General features: G+C 67.2%; 19 protein-coding genes. 13 read left to right on the top strand and 6 right to left on the bottom strand.

Translation table 11 applies throughout. The features are described 5' to 3' along the window. The first annotated feature begins 19 nt into the window (after positions 1-19). Positions 20-1510 (top strand): 4-alpha-glucanotransferase, encoded by a 1491-nt coding sequence (gene malQ, locus ACT4MF_RS08845; protein ID WP_444682509.1) that lies wholly within the window; start codon positions 20-22, stop codon positions 1508-1510. Positions 1511-1514: 4 nt separating this feature from the next. Then, a complete protein-coding gene (locus ACT4MF_RS08840) occupies positions 1515-2546 on the top strand; it encodes a sodium:calcium antiporter (protein WP_444682510.1) in 1032 nt (343 codons plus the stop codon). A 30-nt stretch (positions 2547-2576) separates the two neighbouring features. On the opposite strand, the gene ACT4MF_RS08835 is transcribed toward ACT4MF_RS08840, so the two are convergent. Next, positions 2577-2789, bottom strand: a complete 213-nt coding sequence (locus tag ACT4MF_RS08835) for a PLDc N-terminal domain-containing protein (RefSeq protein ID WP_099256056.1) — start codon at positions 2787-2789, stop codon at positions 2577-2579. A gap of 614 nt (positions 2790-3403) precedes the next feature. On the opposite strand from ACT4MF_RS08835, the gene ACT4MF_RS08830 reads away from it, so the two are divergent. From ACT4MF_RS08830 to ACT4MF_RS08790, 9 genes are all read left to right on the top strand, one after another. Beyond that, a complete protein-coding gene (locus tag ACT4MF_RS08830) occupies positions 3404-4666 on the top strand; it encodes a Zn-dependent hydrolase (protein WP_444682511.1) in 1263 nt (420 codons plus the stop codon). 88 nt (positions 4667-4754) lie between these two features. Next, positions 4755-5711: a mechanosensitive ion channel family protein gene (locus ACT4MF_RS08825; RefSeq protein WP_444682512.1), complete on the top strand. Its 957-nt coding sequence runs from the start codon at positions 4755-4757 to the stop codon at positions 5709-5711. Positions 5712-5859: 148 nt separating this feature from the next. Further along, the gene (locus ACT4MF_RS08820; protein ID WP_099256059.1) at positions 5860-6141 is read left to right on the top strand and encodes a winged helix-turn-helix domain-containing protein; all 282 of its coding nucleotides are present in this window, start codon (positions 5860-5862) and stop codon (positions 6139-6141) included. Between the two features lie 99 nt (positions 6142-6240). Beyond that, positions 6241-6549 carry a DUF8036 family membrane protein gene (locus ACT4MF_RS08815; RefSeq protein WP_099256060.1) on the top strand — a complete coding sequence of 103 codons (309 nt, stop codon included), beginning with the start codon at positions 6241-6243 and terminating at the stop codon, positions 6547-6549. A 229-nt stretch (positions 6550-6778) separates the two neighbouring features. Continuing rightward, positions 6779-7069, top strand: coding sequence for a DUF7282 domain-containing protein (locus ACT4MF_RS08810; RefSeq protein ID WP_444682513.1), 291 nt, complete (start codon positions 6779-6781; stop codon positions 7067-7069). Further along, positions 7069-7329, top strand: coding sequence for a PGF-CTERM sorting domain-containing protein (locus tag ACT4MF_RS08805; protein ID WP_444682514.1), 261 nt, complete (start codon positions 7069-7071; stop codon positions 7327-7329). Before ACT4MF_RS08810 ends, ACT4MF_RS08805 begins: the two co-directional genes overlap by 1 nt. A 291-nt stretch (positions 7330-7620) precedes the next feature. Beyond that, positions 7621-8622 carry a transcription initiation factor IIB gene (locus tag ACT4MF_RS08800; protein ID WP_444682515.1) on the top strand — a complete coding sequence of 334 codons (1002 nt, stop codon included), beginning with the start codon at positions 7621-7623 and terminating at the stop codon, positions 8620-8622. 99 nt (positions 8623-8721) lie between these two features. Next, positions 8722-8901: a DUF7836 family putative zinc-binding protein gene (locus ACT4MF_RS08795; protein WP_050026851.1), complete on the top strand. Its 180-nt coding sequence runs from the start codon at positions 8722-8724 to the stop codon at positions 8899-8901. Between the two features lie 244 nt (positions 8902-9145). Next, entirely contained in the window at positions 9146-9379 is a 234-nt protein-coding gene (locus ACT4MF_RS08790; protein ID WP_015910243.1) for a UPF0058 family protein, read from the top strand. A gap of 99 nt (positions 9380-9478) precedes the next feature. On the opposite strand, the gene ACT4MF_RS08785 is transcribed toward ACT4MF_RS08790, so the two are convergent. Together ACT4MF_RS08785 and ACT4MF_RS08780 are read right to left on the bottom strand one after the other, a co-directional pair. Then, positions 9479-9889 carry a DUF555 domain-containing protein gene (locus tag ACT4MF_RS08785; RefSeq protein ID WP_099256064.1) on the bottom strand — a complete coding sequence of 137 codons (411 nt, stop codon included), beginning with the start codon at positions 9887-9889 and terminating at the stop codon, positions 9479-9481. A gap of 116 nt (positions 9890-10005) precedes the next feature. Next, a complete protein-coding gene (locus tag ACT4MF_RS08780) occupies positions 10006-10932 on the bottom strand; it encodes a DNA-3-methyladenine glycosylase family protein (RefSeq protein WP_444682516.1) in 927 nt (308 codons plus the stop codon). Positions 10933-11041: 109 nt separating this feature from the next. On the opposite strand from ACT4MF_RS08780, the gene ACT4MF_RS08775 reads away from it, so the two are divergent. Then, positions 11042-11539 carry an SRPBCC family protein gene (locus ACT4MF_RS08775; protein ID WP_099256066.1) on the top strand — a complete coding sequence of 166 codons (498 nt, stop codon included), beginning with the start codon at positions 11042-11044 and terminating at the stop codon, positions 11537-11539. 63 nt (positions 11540-11602) lie between these two features. On the opposite strand, the gene ACT4MF_RS08770 is transcribed toward ACT4MF_RS08775, so the two are convergent. Both ACT4MF_RS08770 and ACT4MF_RS08765 read right to left on the bottom strand, forming a co-directional pair. Further along, the gene (locus ACT4MF_RS08770; RefSeq protein WP_444682517.1) at positions 11603-13183 is read right to left on the bottom strand and encodes a GAF domain-containing sensor histidine kinase; all 1581 of its coding nucleotides are present in this window, start codon (positions 13181-13183) and stop codon (positions 11603-11605) included. 106 nt (positions 13184-13289) lie between these two features. Beyond that, positions 13290-14177, bottom strand: a complete 888-nt coding sequence (locus ACT4MF_RS08765) for a DMT family transporter (protein ID WP_444682518.1) — start codon at positions 14175-14177, stop codon at positions 13290-13292. Positions 14178-14324: 147 nt separating this feature from the next. Between ACT4MF_RS08765 and ACT4MF_RS08760 the strand changes: the two genes are divergently transcribed. Continuing rightward, positions 14325-14633, top strand: a complete 309-nt coding sequence (locus ACT4MF_RS08760) for a DUF8124 family protein (RefSeq protein ID WP_444682519.1) — start codon at positions 14325-14327, stop codon at positions 14631-14633. A gap of 14 nt (positions 14634-14647) precedes the next feature. On the opposite strand, the gene ACT4MF_RS08755 is transcribed toward ACT4MF_RS08760, so the two are convergent. Further along, entirely contained in the window at positions 14648-15478 is an 831-nt protein-coding gene (locus ACT4MF_RS08755; protein WP_444682520.1) for a DUF7504 family protein, read from the bottom strand. Positions 15479-15749 lie beyond the last annotated feature (271 nt).

Here is a 15749-nt window from a genome sequence, read left to right as displayed (position 1 = left end):
GGGGGTCGCAGGGGGACGCATGCGACTCGACCGCTCCGGCGGCGTGTTCTGTCACGTCACCTCGCTCCCGGGGAGACACGGTATCGGCGACCTCGGCGATGGCGCGGAAGCATTCCTCTCGTTCCTCGGCGACGCCGACGTCCGCCACTGGCAGATCTGCCCGCTCGGCCCGACGATGCCCGCCGCCGGGGAGTCCCCGTACCAGTCGCCCTCCGCCTTCGCCGGCAACCCCCTGCTGATCGACCTCGACGGGCTCGTCGACGACGGGTGGCTCGACGACGCCGACCTCGAACCAGTCCCCGACTTCCCGGCGGATCGGGTCGAATACGAGGCGGTTCGGGAGTACAAACAGCCGCTGTTGCGGACCGCGTTCGAGCGGTTCGACGAGGCCGGCGCGGGGGAGGCGGCACCCGAGTTCGACGCCTTCCGCGAGCGCGAGCCGTGGCTCGACGACTACGCGCTGTTCCGCGCGCTCTCGGACGCGAGGGGCGAAGACACGTGGACCGACTGGCCCGACCCGCTTCGGACGCGAGATCCCGAGGCGCTCGCCGAGGCGCGGGAGCGCCACGCCGACGAGGTCCGGTACCGGGAGTTCCTCCAGTGGACGTTCGACCGGCAGTGGCGCGACCTCCGCGCGGTCGCCGACGAGGAGGGCGTGTCGATCGTCGGCGACGTGCCCATCTACGTCGCGCTCGACTCCGCGGACGTGTGGGCGAACCCGGAGGCGTTCCGGCTCGACGACGAGAACCGGCCCGCGGCGGTCGCGGGCGTGCCGCCGAACGCGGGCGACAGCGGTCAGCGCTGGGGGAACCCCGTCTACGACTGGGACCGGCTCGCGGAGCGCGGCTACGACTGGTGGGTCGCCCGGTTTCGGCGGCTGTTCGAGCTCGCCGACGTGGCGCGGCTCGACCACTTCCTCGGGTTCGTGAAGTACTGGGCGATCCCGGCCGACCGCGACGATCCGGCCGCCGGCGAGTGGTGCGAGGGGCCCGGACGCGACCTGTTCGAGACCGTGGAGCGCGAGCTGGGGCAGACCCCCTTCATCGCCGAGGACCTCGGGTTCGAGGAGCCGGCGATGGACGAGCTGATGGCGGAGTTCGGCTTCCCCGGGATGCGCGTCCCGCAGTACGCCGACTGGTGCGCGGAGGGCGACGAGTACCAGCCGATGCACTACCCCGAGGGGGTCGTCGGCTACACGTCGACCCACGACACGGACACGTGGGTCGGCTACTTCGAGGACCTCCCCGAGCGCCAGCGCGAGTGTTTCCGGTACAACGTCGGCGCCGACGGCGACCGCGCGACTGAGTGGGAGATCATCGACGAGGTGTGGGCCTCCGAGGCGGTGTTGGCGATGACGACGGTGCAGGACCTGCTCGGGCTCGGGAGCGAGGCGCGGTTCAACGAGCCCGGAACCCTCGACGGCAACTGGGCGTGGCGCGTCCGACGCGACGCGCTCGACGACGAGATCGCCGACCGGCTGTGGGAGCTCGCGGGCCGACACGTGAGATAAGCCGATGCTCGGTGGGATCATCCCGGAGGCGCCGATCGCTCACGTTGCCGTGATCGCCGTCGCGACGGGCGCCATCTGGATCGGGAGCGGGTGGCTGGAGGAGGCCGCAGAGACGCTCTCTGGATACTACGGCCTGCCGGCGGTCGTGCAGGGGTCGATCGTCGTCGCCGTCGGGTCGAGCTTCCCGGAGTTCGCGAGCGTCGTCGTCACCGCGGCCACCGGCGTCTTCGATATGGGCGTGGGCGCGCTCGTCGGCTCCGCGATTTTCAACATCCTCGTCATCCCCGGGCTCTCGGGGTTCAGCGCGGTCGACGATCTCGAAGCCAGCCGCGCGATCGTGTACAAGGAGGCGCAGTTCTACATGATCGCGGTGTCGGCGCTCGTCGTCACCTTCTCGCTCGCCGTGATCTACTTCCCCGTCTCCTCGGACCCGATCGTGGGGGAGCTAACCCGACCCGTCGCCGCGATTCCGCTGCTGCTGTACGGGCTCTACCTGTTCATTCAGTATCAGGACGTGGACGACGCGGCGATCGAGCGCGTCCGGGAGGGCGTCGCGGTGCGCCGACAGTGGGGGAAGCTCGCGGCCGGCCTGCTCGTCATCGGGATCGCCGTCGAGCGGCTGGTCGGTTCGGTCGAGTCGCTCGGGGCGACGTTCGGCATCCCCGAGTTCCTCGCCGGGATCACGATCGTCGCGGCCGCCACGAGCCTCCCCGACGCGCTCGTGAGCGTCCGGACGGCGCGCGAAGGGCGGGGCGGGACGAGCCTCGGGAACGTGTTGGGGTCGAACACGTTCGACCTGCTCGTGGCGATCCCCTCCGGGGTGTTGATCGTCGGGAGCGTCAGCGTGAACTTCTCGACCGCCGTCCCGATGCTCGGCGTGCTCACCGTCGCGACCGTGCTGCTGTTCGCGACGCTTCGGACGGACCTGTCGCTCACCGAGCGGGAGTCGTCGGTGCTGCTGCTCGCGTACCTGCTGTTCGTCGCGTGGGTGGTCGCGGAGACGGCCGGAGTGACGAGCGTGCTCAGAGGGATCTGAAGCGGCCCGCGATCGCCCGCTCCGGCCGTTTCAGTACTGGTTCCGGCCGATGATCAGGTACAGCACGAGCCCCAGGAGCGGCGCGAGGAACGCGACGATCGCCCACAGGAACGCGGGCTGGTCGCTCCGCTGTTGCGCGTCCGAGTAGATCCAGACGATGATACCGAGCTGTACGAGCAGCATGAGGAGGCCGAACAGGAAGAAGAGCGCGCCGGCTCCACCCTGTAACAGTATCGGGGACATCGTCTTCGGCAACTCAGCGAAAAATTGACATCCTCCTCCGCGTGAACGCGGAGGAATCCCGAGCGGTGGGAGTTTCAGGTTTACAGTCCAATCACCGGACTGCCACACCTTTCGGGCACGGATAGTCCCACAGCGTCGATGTGGCGGGCTGCTGGCGGTGCCAAGCCGCCGTTACCCCTATCCTCGACCGTGTACGGCGTCCCAGTGTTGTTTTTGCCACGGGGACGCTGGCAGGCATCAGCGGAGTTGGGGGTATCGTAGTGCGAGCTTTGAGCAGTCGGCAGAGACACACCCTTCAAGAATGTGGCGTTCACCGACTGATCTTTCGGATACTGCCTCGTTACGTGGGCGGACAGGCCGCCTCCGAAGGACGGTTCGGAATCCGCTCCGTTCCGACCAATTCCTACCTTCGCATAGAGTGGCCTGTCAATTAAACCTCGGTATGTGAAACTCGGTACAGACGTTCGGCTAGTGGATTGCTTCCCACCATGTCGGCTTCATCACCCGCCTAAAAACGGGTGTATTCGCCTTCTAGTCTGTATAAGTGTCTTTGGTTACCTCGAGCGTCCCAGCCCGACCACGACCGTTTTGGGCCGCCGGCCCCCGATTGGGGCATGGATCTTCCAGTCGACGCCGACCGGCTCCGCGCGGATCTCGAGGCGAACGCGGCGTTCGGGCGGGTCACGTACGAGGCTCCCGAAAAGCTCGGACGAACCAACCTGACCGGGTCGGCGGCGAACCGGGCGGCTCGGGACCGGCTGGTGGAGCGGTTCGAAGACGCCGGCCTCGAGGTGGCCATCGACGCGGTCGGCAACCTCGTCGGGACGTGGGTCCCCGACTCCGCGGACCCGGACGCGGCGCCCGTCGCGAGCGGGAGTCACCTCGACAGCGTCCCCGAGGGCGGGATCTTCGACGGCCCGCTCGGGGTGTACGCGGCGCTGGAGGCGGTGCGCGCGATGCGGGACGCGGGCGTGGAGCCGGCGCGGCCCGTCGCCGTCGTGAGCTTCACCGAGGAGGAGGGTGCGACGTTCGGGAGCGGGCTGCTCGGGTCGAGCGTCGCGACCGGAGCGACCGACGCCGACGCGGCGCTCGCCTTCGAAGACGGCGCGGGAGAGACGCTGGGCGAGGCGCTCGGGCGGATCGGCTACCGCGGCGACGACGAGATCGATCCCGCGTCGTGGGCGGCGTTCTACGAGCTGCATATCGAGCAGGACACCGTCCTCGAGGAGGCGGGCGCCGACGTCGGCGTGGTGACGACGATCACCGGGATCACTCACTGCGAGGCGACGATCGAGGGTGAGGCGAACCACGCTGGCGCGACGGCGATGGGGGACCGGACCGACGCGCTCGCCGCCGCCAGCGAGTTCGTGCTCGACGTGGAGGCGGCCGCGAACGAAGTCGTCGCCGCCGAGAGCGACTCCGCGGTCGGGACCGTCGGATCGCTCTCCGTCTCGCCGAACGCGACCAACGTCGTCCCCGGTCGCGTCGAGGCGGGGGTGGACGTGCGGGACGTGACGCGGGAGTCGATGGAGACGATCGTCGGCGCCGCGCGCGACTCGCTCGCCCGGCTGGAGCGCGAGCGGGGGGTCCAGACCGCCTTCGAGCGCCCCTTCGACGTGTCGCCGACCCCGATGGACGACCGGCTCCGGGACGCGGCACACGCCGCGGCCGAATCGGCCGGGCGAACCGCGATCGACCTTCACTCCGGGGCCGCACACGACGCGATGCGGGTTGCGGCGGTCACCGACGCCTCGCTCCTGTTCGCGCCCTCGCGCGACGGGATCTCGCACAATCCGCTCGAGTGGACCGACTGGCGCGACTGCGCCGCGGCGACCGACGTTCTCGCGGGCGCGCTGGCGCGGGTCGCGACCGAGTAGCCCGAGCCGAGTCGAGCCGCGGCGGCAAGCGTTCACAGCGCTGTCGCGCCGGCACAACCGTTTTGCCGGTCGGCCGCGACCGACCACCGTGAGACGACCTCTCGGACTCGGCGCCATTATCGTCGGCGTCGCCGCCGGCGTGGCGGGCGGATTCGTGACGACGACGGGAGCGCTCGGCGGCTGGCCCGCGCTGCTCGGATACCCGGCGACCCTCGTCGTCGGGCGGGCGCTCCTCGTCGTCGCCGTGTTCGGCGTGTTGTACGGGTCGTACCTGCTCGCCGTTCGGCTGCTGATGCGGTCGGCGAACAAGCGGCGCGCGTACAACACGCGGAACGTGTTGCGACTCGCGTTCGGGTTCGTGGGGGCGATTGCGACGCTCGCGGTGTTGACGGAGAACTGGCTCGGCCTCCTCTTCTCGCTCGGCGTTATCGGCTTCGCGGTCACCTTCGCGCTCCAGCAGCCGCTCCTGTCGCTGATCGCGTGGGTGTACATCACCGTCAAACAGCCGTACGCCGTCGGCGACCGCGTCCGGATCGACGACTCGAAGGGGGACGTGATCGGCGTCGACTTCCTCGTGACGACGCTGTGGGAGATCAACGGAGAGCTGGTGACGACGAACCAGCCGTCCGGACGGGTGGTGACCGTCCCGAACAGCGTCGTGCTCTCCTCGAACGTGGTCAACTTCGGCGGCGGGGGGTCCCCGTACGTATGGAACGAAGTCGCCGTGCAGGTGGCCTACGAGACCGATCTCGACTTCGCGCGGGGAGTCATGGCCGAGGAGGCGACGGACCTCCTAGGAGCGGAGATGGCGGACGGGATCGCGGCGTACCGCGAGGCCCTCGCCGAGACGCCGGTCGAGTTGGAAGTGCACGACCGGCCGACGGTGAACGTGACCCAGGGGGAGTCGTGGGTGGAGCTCCGCGTCCGGTATCTCACCAATCCCCGGCGCGGACAGCGGGTCAAAAACCGGCTGTACGAGCGGATCCTCACCCGGTTCAACGAGCACCCGGAGCGAGTGGCGTTCCCGGTGAGTCGGAACCGGTAGCCGGAGCGGGCGGGTGAGGCTGCCCCGCTCTGCCGCGCCGACTTGCGGACGACCGGGACGACCGGGTGTTCGGTTCGGGCGTGCGCGCCCGCCCGAGGACCTGATCAAGAGCGGTGGAGTTAGGTGGCGTGCCGACGACTCGAATACGATGGAAGCGGCACTCTGGTACGTGCTAACCGGAACGCGGGGGGGAGCGAACCGCGTCCGGCTGTTGCGGGCGCTCGACGACCGCCCGCGTAACGCGAACCAGCTCGCCGACGATCTCGATCTGGACTACAAAACCGTCCGCCACCATCTCGACGTACTGATGGACAACGACGTCGTCCAGCGCAGCGGCGACGAGTACGGCGCCGTCTACCTGCCGACGCCGCGAGCCCGCCAGCATTGGGACACTATCGAAACGATCATGGAGCAAACAGATGACGACTGACCGATCGGGAGCCCCGACCCGCAGCCGGCGCATTGCGGGTCGTATTCGGAACGAATTTGGGAAAGCGGTTATACCCGCTCCGCCGATAGCAGGTGTACGATGAGTCTCTGGTTCGACGTGGCGCGGGTGTCTGCGGGGGTGAACGTCGCCCTGCTTCTCGCGCTCGTCTGGGTGTGGGGGCGGAACTACGCGCAGTTCCGCTCGAAACACGCCCTCGGGTTGGCGATGTTCGGCGTCTTCCTCCTCGGGGAGAACGCGTTCGCGCTGTACATCTACCTGCTCGACCCGACGCTGTCCGCGTGGTTCGCCTCCGAGGCGGTGCCGCCGATCGCGTGGCGGGGGATGATGGGGTTACACGTCCTCCAGACTCTCGGCCTCGTCTTCCTCGTCTGGGTCACCTGGGACTGACGGTCGAGGGCTCGCCGTCGCCCCGCGGTAACAGCTCCCGTCGACGCTCGATCTCTCACTCTGTCGACGCTCGCCCCCACACTTCCGCAGTACACGAACTCACTACGCCTCGTTGGTTCCTCCCGCCGCCGACGTTCGGCTGATCCACCCTTGCCGACGACATCCTCGAAGCGCCGTCAGTCTCCGCGCCAGCCGTCGATATCCGGATTATGGCGGCTTTCCGAACGATTTGGGTGAGAAGTCGGCGGTCGCCGGCGCGGCTGGCGCGGTCGCGGCACAGAGCGGACCCAACGAAGCGGGCGCGACCGTCGCCGACCCCACGTCCGGCGGGAGCACGGTCGTCGTCGACGAGGTTCACGTCCTCGACGGCGGGTTCGTGACGGTGCACGACTCCTCGCTGACCGAGGGCGACACGGCGTTCGCCATGGCGCACCGCGACACCGACAGCAACGGGCGTACGACTTCCCTAGCAGTGACGGCGGCGAAGACGGCCCGTACACCGCAGCTGGCGCGCCAGTGATGTCCGCCACCGAGCTGACCGTCGAGGGCGGCGAGGAGATGAGTGGCGGGATGGACGGGGAGAACGACGAGACGAACGCTGACGGAGAAACAAACGACGACAGTGAGGTGAACGGTGAGGAGACGAACGGCGATAGCGAGATGAACGACGACGGTGAGATGAGCGACGACGGGAGCGGCGACGAGGCGCCTGGCTTCGGTGCGGTCGTCGCCCTGATCGCGTTGATCGCGGTCGCGCTCGTGGCGCGGCGCCGGCCCTAAGAGCGGGCGCCTTCGGGCGCCTTCGGATGTCGGCCGGCGTCGTCGAACCGCCGCTGGAGTGAACGCCATCATTTATATATCTCTGCGGATGCGGGCCCGCATTCAGGGTCGGTACCGAAACACCACCGTATTCGTTTCAGACGTACGCTCTCGAGGAGTAGAGGCGCTTTTAAATATCACTAAATGTTGATAAGCACAAAGATTTATATACTCTGGACGATTACTATTGGTTAACGAATCGGCGAGCCCGACGCCAGTATTTCTGTCGGGAGTTCGATCGGTGAGAACACCATGACTGAGACACACATACGCGGCTACAGCGGCGAAACGGAGCGAGACCGAACCACGGAGTCGAGCGAATCGACGACGGAGGAGTCCGAGTCGGTGAGAGACCGGACCACGACCTGCCCGGAGTGCGACGGGAATCTCATGACCGACACGGAGCACGGCGAGACCGTCTGTACCGACTGCGGGCTCGTCGTCGAGCAAGACTCGGTCGACCGCGGGCCCGAGTGGCGCGCGTTCGACTCCAACGAGCGCGACAGCAAGTCGCGCGTGGGCGCCCCGACGACGAACATGATGCACGACAAGGGGCTCTCGACGAACATCGGCTGGCAGGACAAGGACGCCTACGGCAAGTCCCTGTCCAGCCGCCAGCGCGAGAAGATGCAGCGGCTCCGCACCTGGAACGAGCGATTCCGCACCCGCGACTCGAAGGAGCGGAACCTGAAGCAGGCGCTCGGCGAGATCGACCGCATGGCCTCGGCGCTCGGCCTCCCGGACAACGTCCGCGAGACCGCCTCGGTCATCTACCGCCGCGCACTGAGCGAGAATCTGCTTCCGGGGCGCTCCATCGAGGGCGTCGCAACCGCGGCGCTGTACGCCGCCGCCCGACAGGCCGGGAACCCTCGGAGCCTCGACGAGTTCACCGCCGTCTCGCGCGTCGACAAGATGGAGCTCACCCGGACGTACCGGTACGTCATCCGCGAGCTCAAACTGGAGATCCAGCCCGCCGACCCCGAGAGCTACGTCCCCCGGTTCGTCTCGCGGCTCGATCTCTCGGAGGAGACCCAACGGGTCGCCCGCGAACTGCTCGACAGCGCGAAGCGGACCGGGATCACGAGCGGGAAGTCGCCGGTCGGCCTCGCCGCCTCGGCGGTGTACGCCGCCGCGCTCCTCTCGAACGAGAAAGTGACCCAGAGCCAGGTGTCGGCGGTCGCCGACATCTCCGAGGTCACCATCCGGAACCGGTACAAAGAGCTTCTCGACGCGAGCGAGGGGCTGACGGCCTAATTCCCCGCGGCCGCGGCCCGTTATCGGTTTTTTCCGGCGTCGACGGCGCGATCTGAATCGCCACGTACGTTTTTAACCCGGCCCCGTGTACGTCGCCACATGGTTGACGCGTTCGTCAGACTCGTCTGTCCGGAGTGCAACAAGGAGTGGCAGGACAACCCCGCCGATTTACAGCGCCTCCGTTCGAACTTCAGCTGTCCCGACTGTCACGCGACGCGACGACTAACGGAGTTCATGCGGACCGAGCGCGATCTCGAGGCGGTCAAGCAGTTCCAGTAGGCCGCGTCGGTCCGCGTTCCCGCCTCGAGAGAGCGCGCGCGACGACGGCGTGATCCAGAACACACCAGCGGACGTGATTTCTCGACGTCCGGTGGTCGATCGCGAGGCGTGAGTTCGCGAATCCCTCCCGATCGATAACGCGAAAAGACCCGTCTCCGCCCCGGAAACGGGTAAATCGGGACTACCCATGGTAACGTGACTCAGGATAATAATATAAGCCTCCGGTAGCAAAGGACTGGTACTCATGAAGAAGCAGGAACTCATCCACCTTCACGGCCTCCTCGCGGAAGTACGAAAGCAGTGCGAGTTCTGGGACGAGAATATTGACCTCGACGCTTACGAGGAACTCGGCGTCAAACCGACATCAATTCACAAATCGAAGACCGACCACAAAGCCGCTGTTTTTAAGCTGACTGAAGGAATCACCGAGCCGATGGACGAGTCTGAATCGGAGCCGCTGGCCCCGACCGCGGACTAAATCTTCGTCGCTACCTGCGACCGACTGTTACGTTCTGAGTGGCGACGCCGTCTGAAGGGAACTGGAGGCCGTTCCGTCGCCGCGCGTCAGTTCCGGGGATCACTCACGGGCGTCGGTCGGATCGTCGGAGACCGGATCGCTTCCCGCCGAGCCGTCCGCCGACTCCGCCGCATCGCCCTCGATCTCCTCGACGCGCAGCACCGTTAGCGGGATGTTCCGGAGCCGCTGTCCGATCTCCTTGCGGGCGACGCGGCTGGCGTGCTCCTCGCGATCGACGTTGAACACGTCCATCTGGAGTTGGAGCGCGACGAGGGCCTCGTCGGCGGCGACAAACGCCGGCGGGAGCTCCTCGCCGCTGGGCGACGTGCGGGTTCCGGTTTCGATCTCGACGTAGTTGAGATCCGGGTTCAGCATCTCCCCCGTCTTCGAGATGGCGATCCGGACCGCTTCGTCGGCGGACTCTACGTCGTACACCGGAACGGCGGCCTCGACGACGACTCGGCAGTCCATCACGGCTCCCAGTACCACGCGAACTGGCATGAAAGTTCGGCCGACAAATCGCCGAGGCGGAACGGCGCCACCTCGAGAGCAACGGCGCCTCCGCGGCTGCGGCGATTTTCTCGAGGCTACTCGCCGCCTGCCCGGAGGTGGTAGAACACGTACGTCTGCGCGTAGCCGGCGAACTCCCCGCCGAACCGCTCCCGGATCGCGCGCGACGTGTCGGTGTAGTTCCCGCGCTCGCAGTCCGGGTAGTACTCCTCTATCGTCGTCCGGATCCACGTGTCCAGCGGGACCGCCTCAAGGAAGCCGAGCGAGAACAACAGCACGCAGTCGGCGACCTTGTCGCCGACGCCCACGAACCGCGTCAGCGACTCCCGCGCCTTCTCGTAGGGCAGGTCGGCAGCCTCCAGCGGATCCGCCTCCCCGGTCGCGATCATCTCCGCAGTCCGCTGGACGTAGGGGGCGCGGTACCCTAAGGAGAGATCACGGAGCTCCTCTTCGGTTCGCGACGCGAGCTGGTCCGGGGACGGAAAGGCGCGGTACTCGTCGCCGTCGAGCTCGACGGCGTCGCCGTACGTTTCCCGGAGGCGGCGCTGCATTCCGTGGATCCGCGCGACGCGCATCTGCGCCGAACAGATGAACGATATCAGACACGGGAAGACCGGATCGCGCGTGAGTCGCATGCCTTCGTATGCGTCGTACGCGCGTTCGAGGAGCGGGAGGTCCGGAGTCGAGTCGAGGATCGCATCGAGGTCGTCGTCGAGCCGAAACAGGTGCTCTAAGAGGGGGACCGCGTCGATCGACGCCTCCCAGTGGAGGGTCCCGTCACGGACACCGCCTTCTTGCCGGACTCGGACCGGGACCCGCTCGTCGACAGTCCCGGGGATCGGGTCGACGACCGTCTCGTACCAGGCGTCGCCGCCATGGGCGTGGAGGTCCTCGTAGGTCCCGCCGTCGGCGCGGTTCCAGAGGTAGCTCTGTCCGCTCTCGACCGTCGCTTGGAGATCGAACGGGCCCGCCAGATCGGCGATGTCGATCGCGCCTCGCTCCATTACCGATCAGATCGCGTCGCGTCCGTATGCGGGTTTCGGTCGGTCGTCCGCCGATCGCGCGAACCGCCGCCGGAGACGGGTTTTTGCCCGTTCGTCCCCTAACAGACGCATGCCGACGTACCGACGGACGACCCGCGTTCCGGCCCCCATCGACGAGGTGTGGGCGTTTCACTCCACGATCGACGGGCTCCGCGAGCTCACGCCCGGTTGGATGCACCTCCGTGTCGCCGGCGTCGAGGGACCGGACGGGGAGCCGGACCCGGACGTGCTCGCTGAGGGGTCGGAGATACAGATGTCGATACGACCGTTCGGCGTCGGACCGCGACAGCGGTGGACCTCCCGGATCACCGAGCGAGAGCCCGATGAGGAGAGTGATCTCGGGGACCGCGCCTTCTTCGTCGACGAGATGGTCGGCGGCCCGTTTCGGCGGTGGGAGCACACGCACTCGTTTTACGCCGACGGGGAGGAGACGCTCCTCGTAGACAGCGTCGCGTACCGACTTCCCCTCGGCCCGCTCGGAGACGCTGCCGGGCCCTTCGCGAAGGTCGGGTTCGAAGGGATGTTCCGGGACCGACACCGGCGAACGATCGCACGGTTCCAGTCGTAGGGGCTCGGCTTCGGTGCCACGTCCCGGACGTTCTTATCCCGACGCTGCCCCCTTATCACCCGCTCACGCGGGACGTATCGGGGCCTCCGCCTCGAAGGAGACCTCGAACACCGCGCCATCGTCGTTGCGGACAGCGACCTCCCAGCCGTGGGCGTCGACGATGCGGTCGACGATGGCGAGTCCGATCCCGGAGCTGTCCGCGGTCGAAAACCCGGAGTCGAACAGTGAGCCGTGTACGTCGGAGGGTACGCCCGGTCCGTCGTCAGCGATGTACATCCCCTCGCAACCGGCGCCGTCGGTTCGGGACCCGATCTCGATCGCGACGCTCGGGCCGGCGTGATCGACCGCGTTCCGGAAGAGGTTCTCGAACACCTGTCGAAGCCGGTTCGGGTCCGCGTTCACCTGCCCGATCTCGTCGGCGATCGTCAACGTCGCGTCGGGCGCACGGACCGTCTGCCAGGCTTCCTCGGCGACGGCCGTCACCGAGATCAACTCGGTCTCGCCGATCGTCTCCCCGCGTTTCGCCAACATGAGAAGGTTGTCGATGAGCGTCTCCATCCGGGTCACCGCTCGATCCATCGGATCGTACGTCGACGGCGACACCTCTCCCTCGACCGTTTCTAAATACCCCGACAGCACGTTGAGCGGATTCCGGAGGTCGTGCGAGACGACGGAGGTGAACTGTTCGAGCTGTTCCGTCCGGCGGCGGAGTTCGAGGCGACGGTTATTGCGAGCGATGGTGTACGCGATCAGGTCGGCAAACGTCCGATAGAGGTCCACTTCATCGTCGGTCCACACGCGGCACGCGTCGGTTTCGAAGGCCAACACGCCGATGAGCTCCCAGTCGGCGACGAGCGGGACGTGAACCGTTGCGGCCGACTCGGTCCGCGTTTCGCCTGACGCGTCCCTCTCCGTCGCCGGGGCAGGTGAGACCGACGATCTGACCACGTTCTCGAAGGTCGAAAGCCGTTCGGCGCCCGGGAATTCGTCGAGGGCGCGTGAGGAGGTGTCACAGCCGTCGGGACACCAAACGTACGTGGGATCGAGCACCTCGTCCTCTCGGAGGTAACAGACGATTCGGTCGAGCTCGGCGTGTTCGCCGACGTTCTCCATGGTCCAGCTGATCTTCGTGTCGACCTCGTCGGAGCGCGTGCTCATCAGCGTCGATCCGGAGTCCAACAAGACCTCACGGAGCCGGTCGGCGTCGCCCGACCCGAACCGAACTCGTTCCAGTTCCACCGCATCGCGCAGTCGCTCGACGAGGGGATCCGTCTCGGAGTCCGACTCGGATTCCGCCGGTGCCGGGCCGGAAACGATATCGTCGGCGCCCGCCCGAAGTGCGAGGCGAAACTCCTCCGCCGTCGCCGCCTCGAGAACGACGATGACGGGGAGCGTGTCCGGCGTCGCCGCGAGTCGTTCGGCGACCGATGGGTCCGCTGTCGCCTCGGTGGTCGTGACGACACCGCAGGCGTCGGCCAGCGGTTGCAGATCGGTGCCTTCGGTCGCCTCCAGCAGCATGCCCGTGGCTGTCGCTCGGCATTCCGGAGCCTGCGCGCCGTCCCACGCCGTCTCGACGGCACGCGCCACGCGCGCTCGCGCGTCCGGATCGTCTCCGACGTACGTCACGGCGGAACGCCGGTGCATACGTTCAGGAGGCGGTAGCCACATTTGAAGGTTAACCCGCAAATATCGGCTTCGAGAACGTCGTATCCCCGCCGGGAAACCACCGGAGAGGGCGCGCATCTGGGTATCACGCCTCAGCGTCGGTCGTGGTGAGCGCGATCCCCGCGAGGACGACGGCGCCTCCGACGAGTGTGAACGTCGTCGGGGCCTCCGAGAGGAACACGAACGCGAGAACCGTCGCCCCGACCGGCTCGCCAAGGAGCGACACGGAGACGACGCTCGACTCGAGATGCGCGAGCGCCCAGTTGACCACAGTGTGACCCAACAGCCCCGGCCCGACGGCGAGGCCGACGAAGATCGCCCACTCAGTCGGGGGGTACCCCGTTAGCCCGTGGCCCTCGACGAGGACGATCGCGAGAAGCGACACCGTACACACCCCGTACACGACCACCACGTACGGGACCAGCGCGACGCGCTGTCGGATCGAGCGACCGGCGAGGACGTATCCGGCGGCCATCACCGCACCGAACAACGCCAGCCCGTTGCCGTAGAGCGGTCGCGGGCCAACCAGCACGCCACCGAGGAGGTCGCCGAGCGACATCGTCGCCATGCCGACGACGGCGACCGCGATACCGACGACCATCCGCGAGGTCACGCGCTCGCGCAACAGGAGCCACGCCCCCAGCGCCACGAATACGGGCTGCGCCTGAACGAGCGTCACGCTCGCGGCGACGCTCGTCCAAGCGAGGCTCTCGAACCACGCGGCGAAATGCAGCGCGAGCGCGACTCCCGAGAGCGTCGCAAAGCCGAGATCGCGCCGGGTGACGGCGGCGAGCTGCGTCCGGTAGCGCCAGAACGCGATCGGGATCAGCGGCAGCGTCGTGAACAGCACCCGATAGAACGCGGCGACCGAGCTCGGGGCGTCGCTGAGGCGGACGAGAATCGCCCCGCCGCTCACGGCGGTCACCGCGACCGCGAGCCCGACACCCGGCGGGACGCGGGGATTCGTCGACATCCGTTCGACTCTCCGGTTCCTATCGCACCCGGTTACCGGTTTCGGCATGCGTCGGACGGATACGTTTCACTTCCGTGACGGAGCCGTCGAGGAGTCGACCCCGGTACGTTCGACGAGACTTTGCAAAGCGAGAGCGAACAGCGACGTATGTGCGCAGACACGTTCGGGGTCGGGATTCACCTCACCGAAGAGGAGTTCCAGTTCGTCGTTGGGGTGCCGTCCGAAGTCGACTCCGGCTGGACCGACCCGGAGGAGTTCCAGTCGCTCGTCGCCGAAACTGTCTGGGAACAGCTGGACCGGCAGTCCGTGTTCGAGTCAGTCGCCGACCGGTTTCGGACCGGTGAGACGGCGACGCTCGGAACGGTAACCCTCGAACCCGACGGCACCGTGGTCTCACACAACCTCGAAACCCCCGTCACCGCCGAAGAAGCCAGCGAGACTGGCGCCGACGAGTGAGGCGACCGACGGCGTCAGTCCTCGTGCGACCCGTCGTCTCCGTCGACCGCGAGCGACGCCCCGACCGCCCACAGACGGGCCGGTTCGTACGCGGTGAGGTCGTACCGCGTCGGACCGACGGTCTCGCTCCACGTGTCCAACACGCCGAGCGAAACGAGCCCGGAGAGTGCCATCCCGAGCGTTCGCGGCGTCGTCTCGGGATCCGAAAGCACCGCGTGGACCTGCTTCGCCTGCGGGTAGTTCCGGTCACATCGTTCGATACCCTCCCGTGCCTCCGTCCAGTGACTGCGGACATACCCGAACGTCGTCGGGTCATCCCCTCGAAGCGCGTCGAGGGCGCCGGCGACCGAGTGGTCGATCCGTTCGATGTCAGTGACCGGATCGAACACCTCCCCGAGCGACGCCGCCGTCCGCTCCCTGAACGAACAGCCGACCACGACGCGACTCTGACAGTCAATTACCCGTACACGCACTCCCTCGAGGAGTTCCTTCACCGCATCCGGACCGTGCTCCGCCAACAGCGGTTCGACATCGTCGATGATAACGGTGAGATTGAGACCGCGGGCGTCTGCGACGTGCTCCGTAACCGCTTCGAGGATCCGATCGATATTAACGGGCGCGCCGAGCGTCGTATACGCGAGCCCTTGGTCAGGGACTACCCGCGTCGCCGTCGCGGCACCCCGGGTGAGATCACTCGCAGAAACGATCGCCTCGCGGTCCGGGAGCGTTCCGACGCTTCGGCGCCATCCGCGTCGCCACTCTTCGATCCCCGTTCCGAACAGCAGCGATACTACCTGCCCGCCGATGTCTCCGTCACGAACCGGCGGCTGTCCGCGATCGGACACGCGTACCGCAAACTCGTGACTTAGTGTCGGGACGGGCATCGTTACGTTCGCTTCAGCGACAAACTGCATAAACTTATGGGGAGCAGCCTCAATATTGAGAATCCCAGTGCGTGAAATACGGTCGCGAGCGGCTTCGCTCGCTACACATGAAAAAAAGCCCACGGACGCAGTGTCCGTGGGCTTGAAAGCCGCGATGGGAGTATCCTCCCGAATGAATGGGCAGGCGGCGAACCGCGGTTCCCAGAGGATCGCTCACTCCAGTACTTCCCGG

This window comes from Halorubrum sp. FL23 (assembly GCF_052439115.2).
GTDB classification, from domain to species: Archaea; Halobacteriota; Halobacteria; order Halobacteriales; family Haloferacaceae; genus Halorubrum; species Halorubrum persicum.
This window is presented reverse-complemented; position numbering and strand designations above follow the sequence as displayed.

Excerpts from the sequence above, each read along its gene's own strand:
- ACT4MF_RS08775 (WP_099256066.1), top strand. The coding sequence starts at position 11,042 with ATGCCGACGTACCGACGGACGACCCGCGTTCCGGCCCCCATCGACGAG.
- ACT4MF_RS08770 (WP_444682517.1), bottom strand. The coding sequence starts at position 13,183 with ATGCACCGGCGTTCCGCCGTGACGTACGTCGGAGACGATCCGGACGCG.
- ACT4MF_RS08780 (WP_444682516.1), bottom strand. The coding sequence starts at position 10,932 with ATGGAGCGAGGCGCGATCGACATCGCCGATCTGGCGGGCCCGTTCGAT.
- ACT4MF_RS08830 (WP_444682511.1), top strand. The coding sequence starts at position 3,404 with ATGGATCTTCCAGTCGACGCCGACCGGCTCCGCGCGGATCTCGAGGCG.
- ACT4MF_RS08805 (WP_444682514.1), top strand. The coding sequence starts at position 7,069 with ATGTCCGCCACCGAGCTGACCGTCGAGGGCGGCGAGGAGATGAGTGGC.
- ACT4MF_RS08765 (WP_444682518.1), bottom strand. The coding sequence starts at position 14,177 with ATGTCGACGAATCCCCGCGTCCCGCCGGGTGTCGGGCTCGCGGTCGCG.
- ACT4MF_RS08840 (WP_444682510.1), top strand. The coding sequence starts at position 1,515 with ATGCTCGGTGGGATCATCCCGGAGGCGCCGATCGCTCACGTTGCCGTG.
- ACT4MF_RS08800 (WP_444682515.1), top strand. The coding sequence starts at position 7,621 with ATGACTGAGACACACATACGCGGCTACAGCGGCGAAACGGAGCGAGAC.
- ACT4MF_RS08835 (WP_099256056.1), bottom strand. The coding sequence starts at position 2,789 with ATGTCCCCGATACTGTTACAGGGTGGAGCCGGCGCGCTCTTCTTCCTG.
- malQ (WP_444682509.1), top strand. The coding sequence starts at position 20 with ATGCGACTCGACCGCTCCGGCGGCGTGTTCTGTCACGTCACCTCGCTC.
- ACT4MF_RS08760 (WP_444682519.1), top strand. The coding sequence starts at position 14,325 with ATGTGCGCAGACACGTTCGGGGTCGGGATTCACCTCACCGAAGAGGAG.
- ACT4MF_RS08785 (WP_099256064.1), bottom strand. The coding sequence starts at position 9,889 with ATGGACTGCCGAGTCGTCGTCGAGGCCGCCGTTCCGGTGTACGACGTA.
- ACT4MF_RS08820 (WP_099256059.1), top strand. The coding sequence starts at position 5,860 with ATGGAAGCGGCACTCTGGTACGTGCTAACCGGAACGCGGGGGGGAGCG.
- ACT4MF_RS08790 (WP_015910243.1), top strand. The coding sequence starts at position 9,146 with ATGAAGAAGCAGGAACTCATCCACCTTCACGGCCTCCTCGCGGAAGTA.
- ACT4MF_RS08795 (WP_050026851.1), top strand. The coding sequence starts at position 8,722 with ATGGTTGACGCGTTCGTCAGACTCGTCTGTCCGGAGTGCAACAAGGAG.
- ACT4MF_RS08815 (WP_099256060.1), top strand. The coding sequence starts at position 6,241 with ATGAGTCTCTGGTTCGACGTGGCGCGGGTGTCTGCGGGGGTGAACGTC.